This is a genomic window from Chryseobacterium sp. NRRL B-14798 (assembly GCF_050470705.1).
GTDB classification, from domain to species: Bacteria; Bacteroidota; Bacteroidia; order Flavobacteriales; family Weeksellaceae; genus Chryseobacterium; species Chryseobacterium cupriresistens.
Genome location: NZ_JBFLUL010000005.1, coordinates 3889210 through 3913193, shown reverse-complemented (window position 1 = coordinate 3913193; position 23984 = coordinate 3889210). Strand labels below are relative to the sequence as shown.

The 23984-nt window shown below is 36.9% G+C and carries 21 protein-coding genes; 17 read left to right on the top strand and 4 right to left on the bottom strand.

What is annotated here, in order from left to right; genetic code table 11:
- The first annotated feature begins 171 nt into the window (after positions 1-171).
- The 8 genes from AB1278_RS17975 to AB1278_RS17940 all read left to right on the top strand — a co-directional run bounded on the left by AB1278_RS17975 (position 172) and on the right by AB1278_RS17940 (position 10241).
- Positions 172-2883, top strand: a complete 2712-nt coding sequence (locus AB1278_RS17975) for a glycoside hydrolase family 19 protein (RefSeq protein WP_429816179.1) — start codon at positions 172-174, stop codon at positions 2881-2883.
- Between the two features lie 16 nt (positions 2884-2899).
- Entirely contained in the window at positions 2900-4051 is a 1152-nt protein-coding gene (locus AB1278_RS17970) for a hypothetical protein (RefSeq protein ID WP_216445118.1), read from the top strand.
- A gap of 250 nt (positions 4052-4301) precedes the next feature.
- Positions 4302-5336, top strand: a complete 1035-nt coding sequence (gene mutY, locus AB1278_RS17965; RefSeq protein WP_343643918.1) for an A/G-specific adenine glycosylase — start codon at positions 4302-4304, stop codon at positions 5334-5336.
- 44 nt (positions 5337-5380) lie between these two features.
- The gene (gene gldD / locus AB1278_RS17960) at positions 5381-5938 is read left to right on the top strand and encodes a gliding motility lipoprotein GldD (protein WP_110009162.1); all 558 of its coding nucleotides are present in this window, start codon (positions 5381-5383) and stop codon (positions 5936-5938) included.
- Positions 5939-5965: 27 nt separating this feature from the next.
- Positions 5966-6889 carry a PfkB family carbohydrate kinase gene (locus tag AB1278_RS17955; protein ID WP_079240824.1) on the top strand — a complete coding sequence of 308 codons (924 nt, stop codon included), beginning with the start codon at positions 5966-5968 and terminating at the stop codon, positions 6887-6889.
- A gap of 86 nt (positions 6890-6975) precedes the next feature.
- Positions 6976-8343 carry a peptidylprolyl isomerase gene (locus AB1278_RS17950; RefSeq protein WP_202839682.1) on the top strand — a complete coding sequence of 456 codons (1368 nt, stop codon included), beginning with the start codon at positions 6976-6978 and terminating at the stop codon, positions 8341-8343.
- Positions 8344-8466: 123 nt separating this feature from the next.
- Positions 8467-9456 carry an NAD(P)H-dependent flavin oxidoreductase gene (locus AB1278_RS17945; protein WP_429816174.1) on the top strand — a complete coding sequence of 330 codons (990 nt, stop codon included), beginning with the start codon at positions 8467-8469 and terminating at the stop codon, positions 9454-9456.
- Positions 9457-9470: 14 nt separating this feature from the next.
- The gene (locus tag AB1278_RS17940; RefSeq protein ID WP_429816171.1) at positions 9471-10241 is read left to right on the top strand and encodes an alpha/beta fold hydrolase; all 771 of its coding nucleotides are present in this window, start codon (positions 9471-9473) and stop codon (positions 10239-10241) included.
- Positions 10242-10311: 70 nt separating this feature from the next.
- Here the strand turns inward: AB1278_RS17940 and AB1278_RS17935 are convergent, their stop codons facing one another.
- Positions 10312-10932, bottom strand: coding sequence for an HD domain-containing protein (locus AB1278_RS17935; RefSeq protein WP_429816168.1), 621 nt, complete (start codon positions 10930-10932; stop codon positions 10312-10314).
- A gap of 28 nt (positions 10933-10960) precedes the next feature.
- A complete protein-coding gene (locus tag AB1278_RS17930) occupies positions 10961-11260 on the bottom strand; it encodes a rhodanese-like domain-containing protein (RefSeq protein ID WP_047377132.1) in 300 nt (99 codons plus the stop codon).
- Between the two features lie 164 nt (positions 11261-11424).
- On the opposite strand from AB1278_RS17930, the gene queG reads away from it, so the two are divergent.
- The 8 genes from queG (at position 11425) to AB1278_RS17890 (ending at position 20944) form a co-directional block, all read left to right on the top strand.
- The gene (queG, locus tag AB1278_RS17925; RefSeq protein ID WP_429817395.1) at positions 11425-12363 is read left to right on the top strand and encodes a tRNA epoxyqueuosine(34) reductase QueG; all 939 of its coding nucleotides are present in this window, start codon (positions 11425-11427) and stop codon (positions 12361-12363) included.
- Positions 12364-12723: 360 nt separating this feature from the next.
- The gene (locus AB1278_RS17920) at positions 12724-13407 is read left to right on the top strand and encodes a TIGR02117 family protein (protein WP_429816165.1); all 684 of its coding nucleotides are present in this window, start codon (positions 12724-12726) and stop codon (positions 13405-13407) included.
- Between the two features lie 3 nt (positions 13408-13410).
- Positions 13411-14058 carry a murein L,D-transpeptidase catalytic domain-containing protein gene (locus tag AB1278_RS17915; RefSeq protein ID WP_429816162.1) on the top strand — a complete coding sequence of 216 codons (648 nt, stop codon included), beginning with the start codon at positions 13411-13413 and terminating at the stop codon, positions 14056-14058.
- A gap of 46 nt (positions 14059-14104) precedes the next feature.
- The gene (locus tag AB1278_RS17910; RefSeq protein ID WP_429816159.1) at positions 14105-14557 is read left to right on the top strand and encodes an SRPBCC family protein; all 453 of its coding nucleotides are present in this window, start codon (positions 14105-14107) and stop codon (positions 14555-14557) included.
- A gap of 321 nt (positions 14558-14878) precedes the next feature.
- A complete protein-coding gene (locus tag AB1278_RS17905) occupies positions 14879-15211 on the top strand; it encodes a hypothetical protein (RefSeq protein ID WP_202839668.1) in 333 nt (110 codons plus the stop codon).
- A gap of 61 nt (positions 15212-15272) precedes the next feature.
- A complete protein-coding gene (locus tag AB1278_RS17900; protein WP_110009172.1) occupies positions 15273-16361 on the top strand; it encodes an efflux RND transporter periplasmic adaptor subunit in 1089 nt (362 codons plus the stop codon).
- 28 nt (positions 16362-16389) lie between these two features.
- Positions 16390-19512 (top strand): efflux RND transporter permease subunit, encoded by a 3123-nt coding sequence (locus AB1278_RS17895; protein ID WP_330745565.1) that lies wholly within the window; start codon positions 16390-16392, stop codon positions 19510-19512.
- A complete protein-coding gene (locus AB1278_RS17890; RefSeq protein ID WP_429816155.1) occupies positions 19493-20944 on the top strand; it encodes a TolC family protein in 1452 nt (483 codons plus the stop codon). The genes AB1278_RS17895 and AB1278_RS17890 overlap by 20 nt, the downstream gene beginning before the upstream one ends.
- Before the next feature lie 244 nt (positions 20945-21188).
- On the opposite strand, the gene AB1278_RS17885 is transcribed toward AB1278_RS17890, so the two are convergent.
- A complete protein-coding gene (locus AB1278_RS17885) occupies positions 21189-21617 on the bottom strand; it encodes a cold shock domain-containing protein (RefSeq protein WP_002981005.1) in 429 nt (142 codons plus the stop codon).
- Between the two features lie 684 nt (positions 21618-22301).
- On the opposite strand from AB1278_RS17885, the gene AB1278_RS17880 reads away from it, so the two are divergent.
- Positions 22302-23057, top strand: a complete 756-nt coding sequence (locus tag AB1278_RS17880) for an SDR family oxidoreductase (RefSeq protein WP_110009175.1) — start codon at positions 22302-22304, stop codon at positions 23055-23057.
- Positions 23058-23135: 78 nt separating this feature from the next.
- Here AB1278_RS17880 and lgt read toward each other — a convergent pair whose 3' ends face one another.
- The gene (gene lgt, locus AB1278_RS17875) at positions 23136-23972 is read right to left on the bottom strand and encodes a prolipoprotein diacylglyceryl transferase (RefSeq protein ID WP_137905887.1); all 837 of its coding nucleotides are present in this window, start codon (positions 23970-23972) and stop codon (positions 23136-23138) included.
- Positions 23973-23984: the final 12 nt, after the last annotated feature.

The window sequence follows — 23984 nt, the reverse complement described above, 5'->3', positions numbered from 1 at the left end:
ACTATATCATGATTTTTTTTACTTTTGTTTTTGAACAAACACAAAAACAAAATGAAAAAGAATGTAACTCTGTATGAGGATATAATCCTTCATCCTCTCCTACAATTTAATCTGAAAAGTAGTACCTGTCCCAATAACTTCCGACTGAAAGCTATTTAAATTCTATCAGCGATGACAGGAAATATTGCCGGGGATCAGAATCCTCGGGTTGGAACAACATGTTCCTACGAAATAAAGCCTTCAGTACTTTCATTTGTACTGAATGGGGACTTTGAATGGTATCTTTATAAGAAACAGAAAAACGGAAGCTGGAAAGACATCACCGGAAAGCCCAAGACCGGTGAAAAAGTGACATACAACTTTGGAGAAATAGCGCTGGGAGTAGAATTTCAAATGAAGGTGTATGAAATTAAAAAAGGGATTTTACCCGGCCTTCCTGTTACCAGGGAACTGGCTGGCAGCCTTATAATAGTTCCTATCAGCAACAAGGTTCCGAAGATTGATAAAGTAGTCCTCTTTAACAGAGGAACAAAAGATTTCAATACGGCCAGCTACCGTGATACTCTTATTGCGCAGGCTCACTGCATCGCAATGTTTAATAAAGAAATTGAATTTCACCTTTGGGAAGATGACGCTCCTGGAAAAGGGCACGATGCCGGTATTAACAAAAACAACCGTCACATCCGCAGCTATAAGGCTCGCGTCAATGAAAAAGGAATTGCGGAAGTATCTATTCATTTAATGTCTGATGAAAAAATTCTTCGTCAGATGGCTAATCAGTTTCTGATGAAAGGTGACAGAAATGAAGGCGCGAATCATGAATATTATGTTACAGCCACTTATTCAGGGCAAATTCAGGGAGCCAGCCAGGTGAATGTAGATGTAGTCAACCCTGATTATAAGGGACAACCTCAACCCAAACCTAAGCCGCAGCCTGAGAAACACACACCAAAATTTCCTGTCGGACCAGAAGGTGGTCCCAAACAGCCGGATCCTAAAGGTAATATTATAGAAGCGGTTTTCATTGATGATACAGGAAAAGAGCTTTCCAAAGTAGCTGTAGGAGATAAAGTTAGGGTCAGAATTCACTCCAAAAATATGGTGGGAAAACACATCCAATATGTCATCTGGAAATATGATTCCACATCCACTCATGAAGTTTATAGAAGTGCAATGATTAAAATTCCTGCCGATGTATATGATACCTCAGGATTTATCATTACAAAAGTGAGTTCTGAAAAAGGAATAGGCTTTCCTATCGGCAATCTGAATTCCTATACACAAAACTATTTTATAGAAATTATCTCCAAAGATCTTTCTGCAGAATCTCAGAAATTTGGGGTAAATTCGGATGGACTGATGGAAATGGAGAAGGTGAAGAGTGCGGTGGTGGTGCAGAAGACTCAAGCTCCTAAACCTGAAACCGGAAAATGTCCGAATTGTGACAAAGATGTTACTTTAGATCAAATGAAAAAAATATTCCCTGACTGTCAAGATGAAACTAAACTTAAATCAGTCATGGAAGCATATAATAAATATATGTCAAAATTTCAGATGAATACATGTTGGAATAAGGCTCATTTTTTTGCACAAACCAGAATAGAAGCTGGAACATCTTTACATATTAAAGATGAAGGCTTAAATTATTCTGTTAAGAGATTAATTGAAGGTGACAGATATAAAGGCAAAAATTGGGTTAAGGGAGACCCAATAAAAAAAATAGGAGGCTACTATCTTGACGGGGAATTTAAAAGTCGGCCTTTCTCATATTTTGACATTCATAAAGAAGATGCTAATAAATATGGTCGAAAAGATTTAAACAAAGCGAATGATAATGGTATACAAAAAGCTAATCAGGAGATGATAGCAAATTTAGTATATGATGATAAGAACCGTCCAGTTAAAGCCAAATTAGGAAATACAAAAGATGGAGATGGTTGGAGATACCGAGGAAGAGGATTCATTCAACTAACAGGTAGAAATAATTATACAGCAGCTAGTAAATACACTGAAAAATATGCTAATATTGAAATTATATCTGATGAAGGAGCTAATAAAGTAGGCACTAATGCAGAAGTTGCAATGCTAGCTTGTATGGGATACTGGGTTGCAGATGAAAGAACAATTCAGAAAAAAGCTAATGGAGAAAAAAATGTAAATTTAATTTCAAAATTAATTGGAACAGATGTAGATTGGAAGGGAAAGAAAAAATCATTCGATGAAATAACATCTATTTTATTTAAAGTAAACGAATGCATATATGGAAAGAAAGATAATGATACAGAAAAAGGAGATAAAAATCAATATGACATTAATGTAGATACTTTTGAAGTTAAAAAAATAACCACAAAATCCGATAGTATGGATTATGAATATAACATTTATCAATCAGGGCAGAAAATCAAAACTTATAATATCAAAAAAAACAGTAACAATCTTTTACCTTTTCCCGAAACAGGACCTAATTGGGGAAGGTTTGGAACAAGAGATAAAGGTGGAGATAACTGGGTAAATGAAAAAGTCTGTGCTGCATTATTAGGTTTCTTTTACTCTTTACCATTAAATAAGTATTCAAAAGCACTATATTTTAATGATATTTCGGCTTACGATGGCAGAAATATTGGACATGCGGGACACAACATAGCAGGAAATGATGTTGATATAAGATATCCAGGAAGTACAAATGGCGCACAAACACTTTGGAAGGATGCTATGAAAACATATAAAAATGAAGAAGCATTCATAAAAGATTTAGAAAATATATTAGATGTAGCTGTCAAATGGAAATTTATAAAAAACTACGCATATAAAAAGGGAATAAAGAACACAACTGGCAAAGCTACCGGTGTTCATCAAGATCATTTTCATATCGGATATAGATAATTAGTAATAATAAAAAATGAAAAAATTTGTAATCATTTTCTTTTCAGCAACAAGTCTTATTTGCTGTCAAAATAAAGAGAAAAATACAACAGTTGAAAATATAAATAATGATATAGATTTTATAAAAAAACATATGAGGCTTCAAGAAAAAATTGAGCTTTCTGAAAATGACACAAATACATCAAATCAGTATAAGCTAATAGATAAAGATTTAGAATTAGGTGGAGAGTTAACCTTACAAGGATTGAAAGAAAATGGTTATAAAGTACCTGAAAACAGCTTTTTTTCAAAGCAAATTAAGGATATTTTTGAAACACAGGAAGATTGTTCATGTACCTCAGTAAAGCAGCATCAAAATTTCACTACTTATTTTGTCAATTCGTCACAGGAACAAAATATTAAACAAACAGAATTTGATTACACTTATGATCATATATATGTTTATCCCAATCTTAAAATTTTAACAGATCTGCCTCTTTTAAATGATATTGTGGAGTTAAAAAACAATAATTTGAAAGTAAATTTAAATCAAACTATTATTGCTAGAAACAAATATTTATTTAACAACAGTAAAGGAGACTTGGCTTGGTTATTAGCTAATGACAAGGATTTTTTAAAAATATTACTTGTAAATTTTGGCTTTGATAAAGAGGATAAAATAAATGAAGTAATTCTAAATGATCTATTTCAAGAATATTCCAAAGAAACGCCAGAATCCTCTCAAAAAATAGGAAATATTTTATTTGTAAAAAATTGTGAAGGAAAACTAAGTATTAGAAAAAACTTACTTAAGTATATAGAAAAAAACACAACTAAAAATAATGATAAATATGTCTCTGCATTATCAAATTATGTGATTGGTATACTTTATAATGACAGTATAAAATCTCTATTTTCACCTGATGAAAAGGCTGAAATTGTAGCAAATATATCCAATATAGAAATCCCTGCATTCAACAACTATAAAGGTTTAAATACGGATTCTTGGAACTCGCAAGCTACTACATTGTTCTACCTTCAAAATAAAAGCACAATGAATCACCCTGAAGTACTAGATATTTTAAAAAAACACAACTATTTTGGTTATCCATATTTAAAAAAATATATTGAAAGCGGTGGCCTAGAAAACGAGAGTACAACTTCACCCCAAGATGATGATTATCAATAAATCCTAATAAATATCAACTAGTTCATAAACTATATATCCTGATGAGAACTTTTTAATTATTTATCTTTTTTTCATACGCAAATAGTAGGAATAGATAAGAGTAAAAAAGTTATACAATAACGGATTCACAAAAAAACTCCTTCAACATCAAAAACAGGAAAAATAAAATAAACCTATCTTTGCAGCATAGAAACAATGTTCAGGATGAAGAGAAAATCATCTCTTCAATGATTTAAAATAAGATTGGTTTTTGGAAAAAAATAGAACAGGTTCAGAATTCCTTCATATAGGAAACAGGCTTTTGGAGTGGTACAGAAATAATGCAAGAGATCTGCCTTTCAGACAGACAAAAGATCCGTACAAAATCTGGATCTGTGAAATTGTATTTCAGCAGACGAGAATCAATCAGGGATTGAATCATTATAATAATTTCATTAAACGATTTCCCGATGTAAAAACATTGGCAGAAGCTGAAGAAAACGAAGTTTTACTCTATTGGAAAGGATTGGGATATTATTCAAGAGCCATCAATATTCATAAAGCGGCCCGGCAGATCATGAACGATTATCAGGGTGTCTTTCCTCACGAATATGAAGAAATTTTAAAACTGAAAGGAGTAGGGAAATATACTGCAGCAGCTGTTTCAAGCATCTGCTTCGGGGGAAGAATGCCTGCCGTTGACGGAAATTTCTACCGTGTTCTGAGCCGTCTTTTTGCCGATGATTTTGATATTTCAAATTCAAGAGCGTTTACCTATTTTTCTGAACTGGCCGCCCTTGTAATGCCGGAAAATGTAGGAGACTTTAATCAGGCTATGATGGATATCGGCTCGGAAATCTGTAAACCCAAAAATCCGTTGTGCGGAGAATGCCCTGTAAATGAAGATTGTCTGGCATTTTCCATGCAAAAAATTTCAGATTATCCTGTAAAAACAAAAAAAGTAAAAGCAGAAGATCTTGCTTTGACCTATTATTTTGTTCATAAAAAAGGACAGTTTCTGATCCGTCAGAGAGCAGATGACTTCATATGGAAGAAATTATTTGAATTTCCCACAGCTATTCCTTCCGATATGGAACCCTTCATTACAGGTTCAAAAACAGTTACCCATAAACTGACTCATAAGAATTTAAGCATTGAAATTTGGAATGTCGAGGTTACTTCAGAAAAACAATGGAATGATTTTATCGCTGAAAATCAATACCTGATTACAGACCTTGAAGACTCTCATGAAAAATCCTTTCCGAAGCCTTTGGAAATTTACATTCAAAACGCACTGAAAGACTGAAATTTGTCTTCTGAAATCTGAAATCTAATTTGTACTTTTGCAAAATGATTAAAAAAGTCATTTTTATTTTTGTATCGCTGCTTTTAATTTCATGTGGAAAAGACCCTTCACCAAAACCTTATGGAGAACTGCGTCTTGAATATCCCGCACCGAAATACCAGAAGTTTGAAAACGATTGCGCCTATACCTTTGAGTATTCGGACTTTGCTTCCATAACGCCAGCCAAAAAACCTTGCTGGTTTTATCTGAACTATCCGAAAATGAAAGCTAAGCTTTTCGTTACTTATTATCCGATACAAAACGACTTTGCTGACCATATCAAGGAAGCTGAAAAAATGGTGTATGAACATACCATCAAAGCCAGTTCTATAGATACAAAATCCTTCGAATACCCTGAAAAGAAAGTATACGGGAACTTCTATGAACTGAAAGGGCAGAGCGCTTCCAATCTGCAATTCTACATTACAGACAGTACGAAACACTTCGTAACTGCTTACTTATACTTTAACACGAGGCCAAAACCGGACTCTCTTGCTCCCGCAGTAAATTATATCAAAAATGATATGAAACATCTGCTGGACACTTTTGAATGGAAAAAATAATTACTTTTAATATACATTGAAAAATATATGAAACTTTTAGTTGTAGGAAGTGTTGCATTTGATGCAATTGAAACACCATTTGGTAAAACGGACAAAATTTTAGGAGGTGCAGCCACTTATATCGGGATCACTTCATCAATTTTAGGCGTTAAATCCGGAATTGTTTCTGTAGTAGGAGGAGACTTTCCACAGGAACATCTGGATATGTTCACAGACAGAGATGTAAACATTGAAGGAATTGAAATCGTGAAAGAAGGAAAAACATTCTTCTGGTCCGGAAAATACCACAACGATCTGAATACAAGAGATACTTTGGCTACAGAAGTAAATGTGTTGGAGAACTTTGATCCGAAAATCCCGGATTCAATGCAGGATGCCGAAATTTTACTACTTGGAAACCTACACCCTGGAGTTCAGTTATCTGTACTTGAAAAAATGAACAACCGTCCTAAGCTGGTTATCCTTGATACCATGAATTTCTGGATGGATTCTGCATGGGATATCTTAATGGATATGATTGCAAAAACAGATGTTATTACCATCAATGATGAAGAGGCAAGACAGCTTTCAGGAGAATATTCTTTAGTGAAAGCAGCTAAAAAGATCCACACTATGGGTCCTGAATATGTGATCATTAAAAAAGGAGAGCACGGAGCTTTACTTTTCCATGACAATAAAGTATTTGCTATCCCGGCACTTCCTTTAGAAGATGTTTTCGATCCTACAGGAGCCGGAGATACTTTCGCCGGAGGTTTCGCGGCATATCTTGCTAAAAAAGGAAAAATTGATTTCGAAACGATGAAGTCTGCTCTTATCGTAGGATCTGCAATGGCTTCATTCACCGTAGAGAAATTCGGAACAGAAAGGATAGAGGAAGTAAACGAAGCTGATATGTTCAGCAGATTGAGACAATTCAAAGAATTGACAACATTTGATGTTGAACTGCAATAAATAAGTCTTTTTAAGAAATATTTATAATAAAAAATTGAAGGAAATTCGTTAAGAATTCTAAATTTGCAACTTGTTAAAATAGTAAAATGACAAATAAACTAAAAATAACTTTTCTTCTTGGGATTTTCATCATGATATTCTCTTCAAATATGATGAATGCTCAGCTAAAACAAGGAGATCTGGTGGATGGCATTGCAGCTGTTATCGGGGATGAGATTGTATTGGAATCTGATGTAATCGAGCAGATGAATTATGGTAAACAGCAGGGAGCTGCCAACACAGACAAATGTGAGTTCCTGGAAAATCTTATCAGCAATAAACTTCTTGTATACGAAGCAAAAAAAGATACGTTAATTGAAAACCGTTCTGCAGCAATCAAAGAACAGGCTAATGCAAAATACCGTCAGATGCTTTCCCAGTTTCCGGATGAAAAAACAATGCTTGCAGCCTATAAGTTCAGAAATGCGTATGAACTGAAAAATGCTATTGAAAAAATAGATACAGACCAGTATTACGGACAGGCGAAGTACCAGAGAGTTACTGATAAAGCAGACGTAACTCCAAATGAGGTAACTGATTTTTACAATATGTATAAAACACAGCTGCCACAGGTAAAAGATGAAGTTACTTTAGCTCAGATTATGATCTACCCGTCACTTACAGAAGCTCATAAACAAGACCTTATCAACAGACTAAAAAAAATCAAACAGGATATTATCGGAGGGGAAACTTTCGAAAGCCAGGCAAGAATTTATTCTGAAGATGAAGGGTCAGCTGCCAACGGAGGATTATATAAAAATATCAATAAAGGGCAGATGGTGAAGCCATTCGAAGCTGCTGCATTGAACCTTCAGGAAAATGAAATCTCAGATCCTGTTGAATCTGAATTCGGATTTCACATTATTCAGTTGGTGAAAAGATCCGGTAAAGTATATGATGCAAGACACATCTTGTTGAAAGCTGTTCCTACTGATGATGAGATCAAAACTGCAAAAGCAAAATTAGACAGTATCAGAGGTCTTATTATCGATGGTAAAATAACATTCAAAGATGCGGCTTTTAAATTCTCAGATGATAAAAGAACAAAATTCAACGCCGGGATCATTCCTGGAGCCGATGGTTCTGATAAAATTGAAAGAGAAAGTATCCCCGGAACAATCAGCTACGAATTGGCAGGTTTAAATAAAGGTGATATTACTACTGCTTTTGAAGATGAAGAGAACAAGAGAAAACAAATCAAGATCATCAAAGTGGAAGATGTGATTCCTTCTCACCAGATTACTCTGGAGACAGACTTCAGCAGAATCAAGCAGATGGCACTGAATAAAAAGAAAAGTGAAATGGTTGAAAAGTTTGTCAACTCCAAGTTACCGACAACCTTTATTTCAATTGACGGACGTTACGACAGCTGTAACTTTAAGTCTAACTGGAAGAAACAATCCTTAACAAAATAAAATCAAAACCTTCAGAATTTCTGAAGGTTTTTTTTATCATCAAACTTTATAAATACTAAAATCCATGATAGAAAATATTGACAGATATTTCCCGGAAAACCATTGTTTTTAGTATTTTTACGCATGAGCAATTTTATAGATTTTAACGCTGCAAAAAAACTTCATGACATGGAGGGAACACACAATAGAATTTCACACCTTTTTACTATTAAATATCCGATTATCCAGGCTGGTATGATCTGGCATTCAGGATGGAGACTTGCTTCTGCGGTTTCCAACTGTGGAGGATTGGGAATAATAGGAGCAGGAAGTATGTATCCTGATATCCTGAGAGAAAACATCCGGAAATGTAAACTCGCAACAGATAAGCCATTCGGGGTAAATGTACCGATGTTATATCCTAATATTGAGGAAATTATTCAGATCATCCTTGAAGAAGGAGTGAAAATTGTATTTACGTCAGCCGGTAACCCGAAAACCTATACGGAAACCCTTCAGAAAGAAGGAATAAAAGTAGCTCACGTCGTTTCTTCCACCAAATTCGCTGTAAAATGTGAAGATGCCGGAGTAGATGCCATTGTTGCAGAAGGTTTCGAAGCAGGAGGCCACAACGGAAGAGATGAAACCACCACATTCTGTCTTATTCCGAATGTAAAGAAACATATTTCTAAACCGTTAATCGCTGCCGGGGGAATTGCTTTAGGTTCACAAATTAAGGCTGCAATGATTCTTGGTGCGGACGGTGTACAGATCGGTTCCCGTTTTGCTGCTACCCACGAAGCTAGTGCCCATGAAAACTGGAAAAAGAAAATTACAGAACTCCAGGAAGGAGATACACACCTTACGTTGAAAGAACTGGCTCCTGTAAGAATGGTTAAAAATAAATTCTTCAATGAGCTGGAAAATATTTATGTGAACGGAAGAGATAAAGACGCTTTAATTGCCTCTTTAGGAAGAGCCAGAGCAAAAAAAGGAATGTTTGAAGGAGATATGGAAGAGGGAGAACTTGAAATAGGTCAGGTTTCTGCTTTAATTGATGAAATTCTTCCGGTGGAAACTGTTTTCAGTCATCTTTTAAAAGAATTTGAAGAAACGAAAATGCCGGTTTTTTAATATGATCTTATTCGATGGAAGGAAGGATAATTGATGTAAAGGGACAAAAATTATATATCGAACACAATAATCAGCTTCGGGACAGGCCTACGATTGTTTTTCTGCATGATTCATTAGGATCTGTGCAGCTTTGGAGAGATTTTCCGGCTAAATTATCCGGAGCGACACAATGCAATACCCTTGCTTATGACCGGTTAGGATATGGAAAATCATTCCCCATGCCTACTCATGAAAGACCTGTACATTATATGGAACTGGAAGCAGATCTGTTGAATGATGTACTGATTGAAATGAATATTGATAACGTTGTCCTGTTCGGGCACAGTGATGGTGGGACGATAGCCTTGATCACCGCTGCAAAATATCCCGAAAGAATAAAAGCCGTTATCTGTGAAGCTGGTCATATTTTTGTAGAAGAAACAACTTTAAAAGGTGTTTACGACGCCTGGGAAGCTTACAAAACGACCAATCTTCCGGAACGTTTACAGAAATATCATGGTGATAAAGTAGAAATGCTTTTCAGAGCCTGGACAGAAACCTGGACACGGGATGATTACAGAACCTGGAATATAGAGTATTTCCTGAAAGATATTACAGCTCCGTTGTTATTTATTCAGGGAGAGGCTGATGAATACGGAACACTGGATCAGGTAGAAAAAACAGTGGCTCAGGTCAGTGGAAGGTCGGAAAAATATATCATTCCCGGTACAGGCCATACACCGCATAAAGAAGTGCCTGAGCTTGTATTGGAGAAAGCGGCCGGATTTATCAGCAATTATTTCTAATATACAATATCAGACAAGGCACCTGTTAACGGGTGTATTTGTTTTGTTAAATAAAAAGATTGATCTATTTTTATTTCAATAACTGAAGTTCGGCAGCAATATTTTCTTTTGCCCGGGCTTCATATTTTTCCTTAAAATATTCTGTTTTAAAAATACTTTCAAGCTCAAGGAAATGTTTGAGCACTTTTTTTCTTCCCGGTTTATACAGGAAATCAGGGTAAATAGAATACTCTTTTCTGATATTCTGAGTGTATTCCAGATACGTTTTAAAATCTTTGCCCAATACAGAAAGATCAGCATCCAGCAGATAATTGGTGTCTTCATCATCACAACGTTGATGTGATTTTGTTGCCAGAATCTGCGCAGAAATGAGTGAAATTCTGTCTTTGTTCAAATGAAGTTCTCCAAGCCTTTTTTCTGCTTTGGAAGCACTTTTCTCCTCATTAGACTTAGAAGAAGCATCGTAGATAACGTCATGGTAAAACACGGAGAAAGAAATGGCTGTAAAATCTGAAATCTCGCTTTTCACAGCTTCAAGTTCACTGAACATATTTTCAAGATGAAGAAGATTGTGGTGGTGTCTGCCTTTTTCAGAATATCTGGTTTCAAGTTCGTTCCACAGGCTGTCGATCAGCTGTTTGTTTTCGGTGAAAGAAGAACAAAGCGTTTCAAAATAGTTTTTCAGATTCATAGAAATAAGATATAAAAAAAAGGAACTTTTAAAAAGTTCCCTGATTTGCTTCCAGAACAGCCTTCAGCTCAGCCCAGCCTCCGCCGTTGTAACCGTCCTTTAATCCTTGAGCGTTAAGATAATCCAATGCTTTTCCGCTTCTGTTTCCACTTCTGCAGAATAAGATAACAGGCTTTTCAATAGATAGGATCTCATCCTGTCTGTCTTCTACTTCACCTAAAGGAATATTCTTAGCACCATCTATATTACCGTCCATTTCAAGCTCCATTGGCTCACGAACGTCGATTAATTCATAGTTTCCTGATTGTATTACTTCTATTAAAGACATAGTTGTTGATTTAAACATTAAATTAGAAACGAAATTACGTATTTTTTTTTTGAAAAAAATCCTAATTAAAACATAATTTTTTCAGAAAAGAACCATCAGTGGGATATGCTTTGACAGAAATCTGAAGATTGATAAAATAATCTTAATTTTGCAGTGTGAAATTAATGAATGCAGACGCTGAAAAATATTCCCAACTCATAAAATCCAGGGCAAAAAGTTTTGGATTCCAGAGTTGTGGCATTTCCAAAGCTGATTTTCTGGAGGAAGAAGCTCCTCATCTTGAAAAATGGCTGAAGAATAATTATAACGGCGAAATGAAGTATATGGAAAATCATTTCGACAAAAGACTTGATCCGAGACTTTTGGTAGAAGGTTCAAAATCTGTGATTTCACTTTCTTACAATTACTTTCCTGAAGAAAAAATTTCAACGCTGGAGAACTTTAAAATCTCAAAATATGCTTATGCAGAAGACTATCATGAAGTAATCAAAGAAATACTCCGTGAAATGGTTGCAGAGCTGCAGAAAGAAATAGGGGAATTTGGATTTCGTGTCTTTGTAGATTCTGCGCCGGTTTTGGAAAGAGCCTGGGCCAAAAAATCAGGAATAGGCTGGGTAGGGAAAAATGCCAACCTCATTACCAAACAGAGCGGTTCTTTTTATTTTCTGGCCGAAATCATCTGCGATCTGGAGCTGATTCCTGACCACGCCACTACAGATCATTGCGGAAGCTGCAGAAAATGTATCGATGCATGTCCCACAGATGCCATTGTTTCTGAAAAGATTATAGATGGAAGCCGATGCATTTCTTATGCAACCATAGAACTCAAAAATGAAATTCCGGATTATTTTAAAGATAAAATGGAAGACTGGATGTTTGGCTGCGATATCTGCCAGGATGTCTGCCCCTGGAACAGATTCTCTGCACCCAATAAACAGAGCCGTTTCCAGCCCAATGAAGCCTTGAAAAACTTTAAAAAAGGAGAGTGGAAAGAACTTACCCAGGAAATTTTCTCGGAAATCTTCAGAAAATCTCCCGTAAAACGAACCAAGTTTGCTGGTCTCAAGAGAAATATTGAGTTTTTACAGAAGACTTCCGACTGATTTTTCTTTGAACTTTCGGTGACAATTCCTCTTTTGGAATTTTTTGAAGTTCCAAACCCAAGCTGATAATTGACCATTCCTTAAATTTTTCGCTTTAAGGAGGTGAAGATTTATATCAATAAGTTTCTTAAAAAGCCTTTCCTATAAAGAAAAATTGATTTTCAGGAGATCAAAATCTCACCGAAAATCAACGTCTTTTCTGTATTCTTTTAGGAGCAGTTTTTACTCTTATTTTAAATCTTTTTTGGGATTTAGTATTTTTACGCATATTTATGAATATTTCGTAACTAAATATAGCCATTTTTTCGATTAAAACAAATACTTTTACTAAAAATTAAAGATTAAATTTTGTTAAAAAACATGACTGTGAAAACGATATTAATGTATATCCTGAAAGTGCTAGGAATTATTTTAGGAATTGTGATTATTTATGTCATCCTTGGGCTGCTGATTCCCTATATTCCCGTTTCAGCAAAAGATGACGGACAGAAGAAAGAAATCCCAATCTATATTTATACCAACGGAGTGCATACCGATGTCGTAATGCCTGTAAAAAATGACCTTCAGGACTGGAGCCGGAAAATTCCTTTTGCCAATACCAGATCAAAAAAGACAGATTATCAGTATATAGGAATAGGATGGGGAGACAAAGGGTTTTATCTTGATACTCCCACATGGGCAGATCTGAAATTTTCAACAGCCATAAAAGCTGCATTCTGGCTAAGTGATTCCGCAATGCACTGTACCTATTATAATACGATGAAAGAAGGCGACGACTGTAAAATGATTATGATCAGCAGAAATCAATATCAGAATCTGGTAAAATTTGTAGAAGATAAATTTGACAGAGACCAGAACGGAAACTTCATGTTGATTCCAACAGATGCCGTATACGGTGATAATGATGCCTTTTACGATGCAAAAGGAACGTACAGCTTTCTTTATACCTGCAATACCTGGAGCAATAACGCTTTAAAAGCTGCAGGACAAAAAGCCGCACTCTGGACACCTTCAGATTTCGGAATTTTTCAACACTATAAATAATACATGAAGAGGATTTATCTGTTGTTCATTATCATCTTTTGGATGGGTTCATGTTCCCAGGAAAGGAAAAGCAATACAATAATAACCAATAGACCTCTGGCGGCAGAAAAGAAGCCTGAAGCCGATCTTTCGAAAATAAAAAGTAAAGCGGAAGAAGCATTGGAATTCTGTAATTCAAAGAACCTCAGCAAAGACTTCTGCATTCTTATTGATATGAGCCTTCATTCCGGTGTTAACCGTTTTTTTATCTGGGATTTTAAAAATAATAAAATATCAAAGAAATATCTGGTAGGACATGGCTGCGGTTCCAATTCATGGAGTAAAGATGATTCTAAAGCCAATCCGGGTTTCAGCAATGAGGATGGAAGTCACCTTTCATCTTTAGGAAAGTATAAATTGGAAGGAAGAGGCTACAGCGACTGGGGAATCAATATAAAATACCTCATGCACGGCCTCGAAGAAACCAACAGTAATGCTTTAAAAAGATTTATTGTCTTTCATTCATGGGATATGATGAGCGATAATGAAGTTTTCCCAAACGGATCTCCCGAAGGATGGGGATGCCCGACTGTTTCCAACAACGCGATGAAGGAAATTGATCCGATGATTCAGAAATCGGGAAAACCTGTACTGATGTGGATCTATAATTAAATCTTTACCTTTGTTTCATAACAATCGTGTTAACTGATTCCACCTTATGAAACATACCCTTTTCCGCGAACAACAGCTCAATTGTGATATAGAAACGGCATGGAAATTCTTTTCCTCAGCCAACAATCTTTCAGAAATCACTCCGAAAGACATGGGCTTCATTGTATTGACTGAAATGGAAAACGATGAAATCTACGAAGGAATGCTCATCGATTATTATGTTTCTCCATTATTCGGTATCAAAATGAAGTGGCGGACGGAGATCACCCACGTAGATTTTCAGAAAAGTTTCATTGATTTTCAGAAAAAAGGTCCGTACAAACTATGGAACCACTATCATGAATTTATTTCCAATGAAGAAGGCGTATTGATGAAGGATACTATAGACTATGAACTTCCCATGGGATTTTTAGGAGAAATTGTCCACGATCTTTTCGTGAAAAAGAAACTGGAACATATCTTTGATTACCGTTTTAGAATACTGAGCAAATTGTTCTAAATACTCAATAGAAATGGGCTTTAGCCCGCTTGGATAAAAAAAGCAAAATTTAGAGTCAAAACTTAAAAGAGTCAATAATCAGATATATTACATTGCTTATTTTATTCTGAATTGCAGAGGTATATTCTCTGCGGAATGGCAGACTGCATGAATAAACTTCGCGGTCAATTGTCATTCCTCAGGAATTCAAATACGAATGAGTAGAATTATTCACTAATTGTTTAAGTTTTTTTAACAATTCCATGGCCGGATTTTCCAGGAGAAATGCCTATTTTTGCACAACTATCGTTTTTACTGAAAAACTAAAGTATTCTGATTGACATGGCAGGTCTGAGGTCATTTTTCTTATTCTATATCATACTGGTTTTTTCCCTTTTCAATTCGAATTGGGCGGAAAAATCATTGAGAAATATCCCTCATGTTCCTCCTGTAACCAATATTCATGTTCTGGATGTTTACGAGGAAGCAGATATGAACACGCATGCGCTGCCTGCTGCTTCAAAAATTGTAAAACATTCAGTTAAAAAAAATGATTCTGCCATTGCAGACTTTTCAGGAATATTAAAAGTTATTCCAAAAATTTCCCTTCCTGAGATTGCGGTTTCCACGATTTGCGGCGTTAAATCCTTTCTCCATCTCCTCCAGCTGTATTAGGTTTTAAGTTTCTGAATGCCAAATCATTTTAACGGAAATCTTATAACTTAAACATTTAAAAATGTATTTTAAAACTGTAATAATTTGCATTCTTGCAACATTATTCGCTGTGTCATGCAGTAAAGACAAGAAAAAAAACAATCAAAAAGATAAAGAAGTTCCCGTACTGGAAATCAAGGAAAAAGATACATTGGTGAGCAACCAGTTTGTCACCGATATCCAGGCTAAAAAAAATGTTGAAATGCGTTCCAGAATCGGAGGTATTATCCAGCATATTTATGTCAACGAGGGACAGTTTGTTCAGCAGGGACAGGCTTTATTCAAAATCAATGATGCTGAGCTGCAAATGGAACTTCTGAAAGCCAATGCAGCATTAAAACAGACTGAAGCAGATGTCCGCATCGCAGAAGTAGAGCTGAAGCAGATTCAGAGCCTTCATGCTAAGAAATTTGTAGCCAATAACGAGTTGGAAATGGTAAAGGCAAAACTGTCTTCTGCCAAAGCAAAACATGCCTTTGCCGATGCAGAAAAGAGAACGGTTCTTCAGAAAATAAGTTTTACAAGAATTACAGCACCTTTTGATGGAGTGATTGACGTGATTCCTCATAAAGACGGAAGTTTAGTGGAAAACGGAACATTATTAACCACACTTTCACAACTGAACGAAGTGTATGCTTATTTCTCCATTCCTGAAAACTTATACTTTGAACTTTTAGCTAACGATAAAATCGGAAATCATCAAAAAATTGAATTGACGTTGCCTAATGGAGTCAATTACCAGTTCAACGGAGCTTTGAAAACAGCCGAAGGGGAAATCGACAGAACTACAGGTTCTATCCGCTATAAAGTGCTTTTCCCGAATCCGGACCGTTTGATCAAACATGGTACTTCCGGAAAGCTTATCATTTCCGAACAGCAGGATAATGCGATCCTTATTCCACAAAAATCGACCTTCTCCATTCAGGATAAGACCTATGTTTTTGTAGTAGATAAACAGAATAAAGTGAAAATGACCAATATTAAGATCGGAACTACCCTGAGAGATTCTTATATGGTGGAAAGTGGTCTTAAAAAAGGAGATTTAATCATTTATGAAGGAACTCAGTCTTTAAAAGATGGAGATATCATCAAAATCAAAAAGAAGTATTAACCTTTCATAATCTTTAAATCAATCGACTATGGTAGAAATGTTTATAAGACGGAAGGTTCTTTCGTTGGTTATTTCCATATTATTTGTATTGCTGGGAATTATGGCGTTATTGAAAATGCCAATCACCCAGTTTCCCGATATTGTACCGCCTTCAGTAACCGTTACAGCAAAATATACAGGAGCGAACGCCGAAGTGTCTGCCAATGCGGTAGCCCTTCCTCTGGAGCGTGCCATCAACGGGGTGCCGGGGATGACATATATGTCTACGGTGACTTCCAATGACGGGCTTACCCTTATTCAGGTGTTCTTTGAAGTAGGAACAGATCCTGATGTGGCTGCAGTAAACGTTCAAAACAGAGTAACGACTATTCTTGATGAACTTCCTGAAGAAGTAATCAGAGCCGGGGTAACTACTGAAAAAGAGGTGAACAGTATGCTGATGTACCTTAATATCACCAGTACAGATCCGAGCCAGGATGAACAGTTCATTTATAACTTTACAGATATCAACGTCCTTCAGGAGCTGAAACGTATTGATGGAGTAGGCCGTGCTGAGATTATGGGTCAGAAAGAATATTCGATGAGAGTATGGCTGGATCCTCAGAAAATGGCAGCGTACAATATTTCTGCAGATGAGGTAATCACTTCCCTGCAAAAACAGAATATTTCCGCTGCACCTGGAAAAGTAGGGGAAACCTCTGGTAAAACCTCAAGCCAGCTTCAGTATGTTATAAAATACAAAGGAAAGTTTTTTGAGCCTAAACAATATGAAGAAGTTCCCATCAGATCTGATGTGGACGGAACCATTTTAAAGCTTAAAGATATTGCTAAAGTGGAGTTTGGAGCCATGAACTACGGAATGGTTTCCAAAACAGACGGAAGACCTTCTGCATCCATTATGATGAAGCAGCGCCCGGGTTCCAACGCATCTGAAGTGATTGAAAGTGTAAAGGCAAAAATGGAAGAATTAAAAGTCACTTCTTTTCCGCCGGGAATGGAATATAACATGGCTTATGATGTTTCCCGATTTCTTGATGCTTCCATCAGTGCAGTGTTAACAACCCTTATTGAAGCCTTTATTCTGGTAGGAATTGTAGTATTTATTTTCCTTCAGGACTGGCGTTCAACATTAATTCCTGTACTGGCTGTTCCGGTAGCATTGGTAGGAACTTTTGCATTTATGAATATGCTGGATTTTTCTGTCAACCTTTTAACCCTTTTTGCGTTGGTTCTGGCCATCGGAATTGTCGTCGATAATGCCATTGTCGTCGTTGAAGCCGTCCACGTGAAAATGGAAGAAGGAATGAATGCGATGGATGCCACCATCAGTGCTACCAAAGAAATTGCAGGAGCGGTAGTAGCGATTACGATCGTAATGTCTGCCGTATTTATTCCCGTGGCATTCCTGGATGGTCCTGTAGGAGTATTTTACCGTCAGTTTTCATTAACGCTGGCCATCAGTATCGTGATTTCTGGGGTGAATGCATTGACACTTACTCCGGCACTTTGTGCTATTATTTTAAAACCTCATGACCACAATAAGAAGAAAACGATCATCGACAGGGCTTTCCAGAGCTTCAATACCGGTTTTGAAAGACTGACGAATGGTTATGTAGGTATTTTATCAAAATTTGCCACAAGAACTACGGTAACTTTCGGGCTGTTATTTCTATTTGTAGGACTTACTTTTGTGACCAGCAAATTCCTGCCAACCGGATTTATCCCAATGGAAGACCAGGGAATGGTGTACGTAAGTGTTACCACTCCGCAGGGCGCAACGGTAGAAAGAACTGAAAAGGTGTTGGATGAAGTGACGGTTATTGCCAAGAAGATCAAAGGAGTGGAAAACGTGACCACACTTGCAGGGTACAGTATCGTAACTGAAATTGCAGGTTCTTCTTACGGAATGGCGATGATCAACCTGAAAGACTGGAAAGAAAGAAGTATTTCAGTAAATGATCTCATTGCAGAACTCTCTGATAAAACAAAAGGTATTGCAGATGCCCAGATAGAAATCTTTGCACCGCCAACCGTTCCCGGATTCGGGAATACCAGTGGTTTTGAGTTGCGTTTGCTGGACAGAACCGGAGGAACGATTGAAAATACAGATAAAATCACCAAGGATTTTGTTAAAAAACTTAATGAAGCGCCCGAACTGCAGAACAGTTTTACCAGTTTTGATGCTACTTTCCCGCAGTACATGATCAATGTGGATTATGATATGGCAGCAAAGAAAGGAGTTTCGGTAGACAATGCGATGTCTACGCTGCAGACGATGCTGGGATCTTACTATGCTACGAACTTTATCCGTTTCAGCCAGATGTATAAAGTGATGGTGCAGGCAAGTCCGGAACACAGAGATACACCTGAAAGTATTCTGAATTTATATTTAAAAAATGATAAAGGCGAAATGGTTCCTTTTTCCACTTTCATTACTATCGAAAGAGTATACGGTCCTGAAGTGCTTACAAGGTACAACATGTATATGTCGGCCATGATCAATGGAGAACCCGCAGACGGTTACAGCTCCGGGGATGCTATTGCTGCTGTGGAACGTGTAGCCAAAGAATCTTTGCCAAGAGGATTCGATATTGAATGGTCAGGAATGACAAGAGAAGAAATCCTATCAGGAAACCAGACCGTTTATATCTTCGCGATCTGTCTTTTATTCGTGTATCTTTTATTAGCGGCACAGTATGAAAGTTTCCTTCTTCCAATGCCTGTATTATTAAGCCTTCCGACAGGAATTTTCGGTTCCTATATCGCTTTGGTAATAATGGGCCTTGATAATAATATTTACGCCCAGGTGGCATTGGTCATGCTGATCGGACTTCTGGCCAAAAATGCCATTCTGATTGTAGAATTTGCCGTGGCAAGAAATAAGCAGGGATTTGATATCATTCCTGCAGCTATTGAAGGGGCAAGGCAGCGTCTGAGACCGATTCTGATGACCTCTTTTGCATTCGTAGCAGGACTTATTCCTTTGTGTATTGCATCAGGAGCCGGAGCCATCGGTAACCGTTCCATTGGTACGGCAGCAGCAGGAGGAATGCTGATTGGAACCATCTTCGGACTGGTGGTGATTCCGGGACTGTATATATTCTTTGCAAAACTTGAAAATAAGAAGAAAAATGAAAAGATTAAATCATAGAAATATATTGTACGGAATAGCATCACTGAGCCTTGTTTCGTGTGCTGTTCCCAAAGTAACGGAGCTGAAAAAGGCTCAGCAATTACCAGAAGAGATTATTAAAGCAGATCAAAATAAAAACCCTGATGAGTTCCGGCAGATCAACCTGAAAGCTTACTTTACGGATCCGCAGCTGCTTGAGCTTTTTGATAAAGTAGTTCAGGCAAATCCGGACTTCCAGATTGCCCGGCAAAGAGTGGAAATTGCCAACAGCTTCCTTCAGAGATCAAAGATGGATCTGCTGCCATCCCTTGAAGTGGGAGCAGAGGTTTCTGGTAATCATTATGGAAAATATACAATGGAAGGTGTGGGAAACTATGATACCAATCTTTCGCCTAATATTACGGAAGACCAGAAAATCAACAGGGATTTTACTCCTAACTATTGGCTGGGAGCAAGAAGCAGCTGGGAAATTGATGCCTGGGGAAAGCTGAAAAATAAGAAGATTGCTGCGCAGAAGAAATATCTCGCTTCAACGGAAGGATTGAGATTATTGCAGGTAGAGCTTTTCACAGATATTGCGAATCTCTATTATCAGCTGATTGCTTTAGATAACCGTCTTGCGATTTATCAGAAAAACTATAAACTTCAGCAAAGAGCCTTTGAAATTGTTCTGGCCCAGCGTGAAGTGGGAAAAGCTACGGAATTGGCAGTACAGCAGTTTAAAGCCCAGAATAACAACTGGCTGGCAGAGATTGAACATATCAAAGTGGAAATCGTTACAGTAGAGCAGGCGATTACAACATTAACGGGAAGCTATGGCGGAGAGGTGAAGCGCGGTAAAATACTGATGCCTACCAATATGGAAGTATTAAATAAAACCATTAATGTAGAAAATGTGATCCATTCCAGACCGGATGTAGCTGCCAATTATTATGTTTTAGAAGCTTCTCAGGCTGATGCAAAGGCTGCAAGAGCTGCTTTTTATCCCAAGATTGATCTGGGGGCCGGTTTCGGACTGAATTCTTTTTCCGTTGAAACCCTGTTTAAACCAAGTTCACTGGCTGGACAGTTGTTGGGAGGATTAATGGTTCCTGTTTTCAATAAAGGGCAGCTGAAATATGAATTTAAGGTAGCGAGCAAAGAGCAGGAAATTGCCTTTTTAAACTATCAGAAAAGTATCACAACAGCTTTTAATGAACTGCAGTCGATTTTGAAACAGACCAAGATCTATGAACGTGTTCTGAAACTGAAATCAGAAGAAGTAGGCTTTCTAGACCGTGGTGTTGAGGTTTCCAATGATCTGTACCTTACCGGATACGCCAACTATTTTGAACTGATCAATTCACAGAAGAGCAAATTAACTGCTGAACTGGATTTACTACAGTTCCAGCATCAGAATACCAGAAATAACGTCCTGCTGTTTAAAGCACTGGGAGGGAAACTGAATTAATTTTTACTTTTTTTACGATGAAGGAAGCTGTCTTTTCAGGCAGCTTCTTTTATAATGTAATCAAAGGTTACGGATTCCCGTAATGATCATTGAAATAATTCCGGCATATTGCGTTACAATCTAACTTTTTATAAGTTAACTTTTTTTATATGTCCCTAAAAAAAGAGACTGTCCTAACGGGCAGTCTCTTTGTGTATGGTTTAAAATGAATCTGTTGTCAGAACAAAATCACTTTTAGTACATATTATTTAACAAGCTGAATTTCAACAGCAGAAAATCCTTTAGGAGATTTCTCTTTTTCGAAAGATACTTTGTTTCCTTTTTTCACCGGCTCTGCACAGTTGTTATTGTGGAAGAAGATGTTTTCTTTGGAATTATCTTCCGTAATGAAACCATATCCTTTTTCGCTCAGGAAAGTAACAATTCCTGTTTTTCTTGGATCTTCTTCAATAATAGGTGCTGCACCCAACTGAATATCATCAAGATTTACTTCCTGTCTTTGTTCAGGGGGAGTAGATGTTAATCTTCCGAATTCATCCACGTACATGAATACATCCTCCATGTCCTTCCCTTTGTTGTTGTTCGTTTTACGTTCTTCGCGTCTTAGCGCCTTTTCTTTTTGCTTTTGAATTTTTTTCTTGAAATTTTCCTTTTTAGAAAAAGAATCTGCCATAAATTATTTTTAGTATTTAGTTTCTATAAATTAATTGGTTCAATCTGGTCTGTATCAGACCTATAAAGCCTGCCGATGTTTCCTGTCTTGGATATTTCCAATCATACAGAGCTTTAAAATTCCGACAAGTATTGTTCTTTAATAGAAGAATAAAAGTTAAAAAGATGGCTGCTCAAAAGGCAAAGACTGAATAAAAAATATTCGGGTCGTTACAGAAAACAAAGTAATGACTTGGTTTATTAATATGCAAATATACAACAATAAAATGAATAATCAGGTTTTAAATGATTGATTATCAGAAATGGTTTTAATTAATGCTTGTGTTCTGTGTGAAGCAGTACATAAAATTGTAATAATACTATAAAAAAATCCTCAGAAGTCTGAGGATTATAAAAAAATATATTAAAAATGAAGTGGTGGTGCGTGATACGGGAGGAAGGTATCAAATGTTATGCCTAAAATGGAGGCTGGTTTGGGAATTATATAGGAGTGTTTAACTGAAATGACGTGTTCCAAAGTGTATCTGGTTGGTAAATAGCATTCTATTAAAAACTATTGTTTACATAAAATAATAAACATTTTTTATTCGGTTTAAATGAATAAATAAAAATTCCCGAAAATTTCACCATGTTGAGGCCATTTTTATTATTGACCTTTGTTTTATTAACATTTAAATATAAAAACATGTCAACACAAAATGTACAGGGAAAAGTGGTTTTAATTGCCGGAGGAGGTAAAAACTTAGGAGGATTATTAAGCAGAGATTTTGCCTCAAAAGGAGCAAAGCTGGCTATCCACTACAACAGCGAAAGCTCAAGAGCTGAAAGTGAAAAAACATTGGCTGAGGTACAGGCATTAGGAGCGGAAGCATTCTTATTTCAGGGAGACCTTACCAAAGTAGACAATATCACGAAGTTTTTCGATGAAACTATTTCCCGTTTCGGAGGAGTGGATATTGCCATCAATACTGTTGGGATGGTATTGAAAAAGCCATTTTCTGAAACGACGGAAGCTGAATATGACACCATGTTCAATGTAAACTCGAAATCTGCGTATTTCTTTTTACAGGAAGCGGGTAAAAAACTAAACGATCACGGAAAAATCTGTACGATTGTTACTTCATTGCTGGCAGCGTACACCGGATTGTATTCCACGTATGCAGGAGCAAAAGCACCGGTAGAGCATTTTACAAGAGCGGCTTCCAAAGAATTTGGGGCAAGAGGTATCTCTGTAACGGCAGTAGCACCTGGTCCGATGGATACTCCTTTCTTCTACGGACAGGAAACTGACGATGCTGTCGCTTATCATAAGTCTGCATCCGCATTGGGAGGGCTTACCGATATTAAGGATATTGCTCCGCTGGTGGAATTCCTGGTAACAGAAGGCTGGTGGATTACGGGGCAGACCATATTTGCCAACGGCGGATATACAACAAGATAGTATTTGTAAATCCATTAAAAAAAGAACTCACTGAAAACAACTTTCAGTGAGTTCTTTTATGGTAAAAGAATAAGGAAATTAAGTGGTTTTAACCTTTCCTTTCTCCAGTATACTTTTGATCATAAAGAATAATCCGAGAAGAACAAACGGAATACTCAGAAGCTGTCCCATATTTAAGCTCATTCCATGTTCGAATTCTACCTGATCCACCTTGATAAATTCAATCAGGATTCTCATAATAAAGATCAGCAGAATGCTTATTCCGAAATAAAACCCTTTTCCGATTTTAAAGATATTCTTCCTGTAGATAAAATAAACAGAGAGGAAAATGATAAAATAAGAGATGGCCTCGTAAAGCTGGGCCGGATGTCTCGGAAGATCATCAACCTGACGGAAGATAAAAGCCCATGGAACATCAGTAGGAATTCCTATAATTTCAGAATTCATGAGATTGGCCAGCCTGATGAAAGTACCACCCAGCGGAAGTACAATCGCTATGGCGTCCAGAACGGTCATGAATGGGATAGAATATTTTCTTGCATAAATGAGAAGCATAATCACCAGACCAATACCGCCGCCATGGCTGGCAAGACCGGCAAATCCGGTGAAATGATAAACCCCATCCGGTCCTTTTTGAATAGGTAAAAATATTTCAAGCGGATGTTGTGAATAATAATCAAAATCGTAAAAAAAGCAGTGCCCCAGTCTTGCACCCACCAGAATTCCGATCAGGGCGTAGGAGAATAAAGCCTCATGGGCTTGTGAACTAAGGCCTTCTTTTTTATAAATTCTTTTTAAAATATTAAGTGATAAAACAAGTCCCGTAAGAAATAATAATCCGTAATATTTTATGGGAAGTCCTAAGATATTGACGATTTCGGGATTAATATCCCAGTTGATATATAATAAATTCATTGCTGCAAAGAT

What these genes read in the sequence shown, in the direction of transcription:
- AB1278_RS17975 (WP_429816179.1), top strand. Translation starts at nt 172, where the DNA reads ATGACAGGAAATATTGCCGGGGATCAGAATCCTCGGGTTGGAACAACA.
- AB1278_RS17970 (WP_216445118.1), top strand. Translation starts at nt 2,900, where the DNA reads ATGAAAAAATTTGTAATCATTTTCTTTTCAGCAACAAGTCTTATTTGC.
- gldD (WP_110009162.1), top strand. Translation starts at nt 5,381, where the DNA reads ATGATTAAAAAAGTCATTTTTATTTTTGTATCGCTGCTTTTAATTTCA.
- AB1278_RS17955 (WP_079240824.1), top strand. Translation starts at nt 5,966, where the DNA reads ATGAAACTTTTAGTTGTAGGAAGTGTTGCATTTGATGCAATTGAAACA.
- AB1278_RS17950 (WP_202839682.1), top strand. Translation starts at nt 6,976, where the DNA reads ATGACAAATAAACTAAAAATAACTTTTCTTCTTGGGATTTTCATCATG.
- AB1278_RS17945 (WP_429816174.1), top strand. Translation starts at nt 8,467, where the DNA reads ATGAGCAATTTTATAGATTTTAACGCTGCAAAAAAACTTCATGACATG.
- AB1278_RS17940 (WP_429816171.1), top strand. Translation starts at nt 9,471, where the DNA reads ATGGAAGGAAGGATAATTGATGTAAAGGGACAAAAATTATATATCGAA.
- AB1278_RS17935 (WP_429816168.1), bottom strand. Translation starts at nt 10,932, where the DNA reads ATGAATCTGAAAAACTATTTTGAAACGCTTTGTTCTTCTTTCACCGAA.
- AB1278_RS17930 (WP_047377132.1), bottom strand. Translation starts at nt 11,260, where the DNA reads ATGTCTTTAATAGAAGTAATACAATCAGGAAACTATGAATTAATCGAC.
- queG (WP_429817395.1), top strand. Translation starts at nt 11,425, where the DNA reads ATGAATGCAGACGCTGAAAAATATTCCCAACTCATAAAATCCAGGGCA.
- AB1278_RS17920 (WP_429816165.1), top strand. Translation starts at nt 12,724, where the DNA reads ATGACTGTGAAAACGATATTAATGTATATCCTGAAAGTGCTAGGAATT.
- AB1278_RS17915 (WP_429816162.1), top strand. Translation starts at nt 13,411, where the DNA reads ATGAAGAGGATTTATCTGTTGTTCATTATCATCTTTTGGATGGGTTCA.
- AB1278_RS17910 (WP_429816159.1), top strand. Translation starts at nt 14,105, where the DNA reads ATGAAACATACCCTTTTCCGCGAACAACAGCTCAATTGTGATATAGAA.
- AB1278_RS17905 (WP_202839668.1), top strand. Translation starts at nt 14,879, where the DNA reads ATGGCAGGTCTGAGGTCATTTTTCTTATTCTATATCATACTGGTTTTT.
- AB1278_RS17900 (WP_110009172.1), top strand. Translation starts at nt 15,273, where the DNA reads ATGTATTTTAAAACTGTAATAATTTGCATTCTTGCAACATTATTCGCT.
- AB1278_RS17895 (WP_330745565.1), top strand. Translation starts at nt 16,390, where the DNA reads ATGGTAGAAATGTTTATAAGACGGAAGGTTCTTTCGTTGGTTATTTCC.
- AB1278_RS17890 (WP_429816155.1), top strand. Translation starts at nt 19,493, where the DNA reads ATGAAAAGATTAAATCATAGAAATATATTGTACGGAATAGCATCACTG.
- AB1278_RS17885 (WP_002981005.1), bottom strand. Translation starts at nt 21,617, where the DNA reads ATGGCAGATTCTTTTTCTAAAAAGGAAAATTTCAAGAAAAAAATTCAA.
- AB1278_RS17880 (WP_110009175.1), top strand. Translation starts at nt 22,302, where the DNA reads ATGTCAACACAAAATGTACAGGGAAAAGTGGTTTTAATTGCCGGAGGA.
- lgt (WP_137905887.1), bottom strand. Translation starts at nt 23,972, where the DNA reads ATGAATTTATTATATATCAACTGGGATATTAATCCCGAAATCGTCAAT.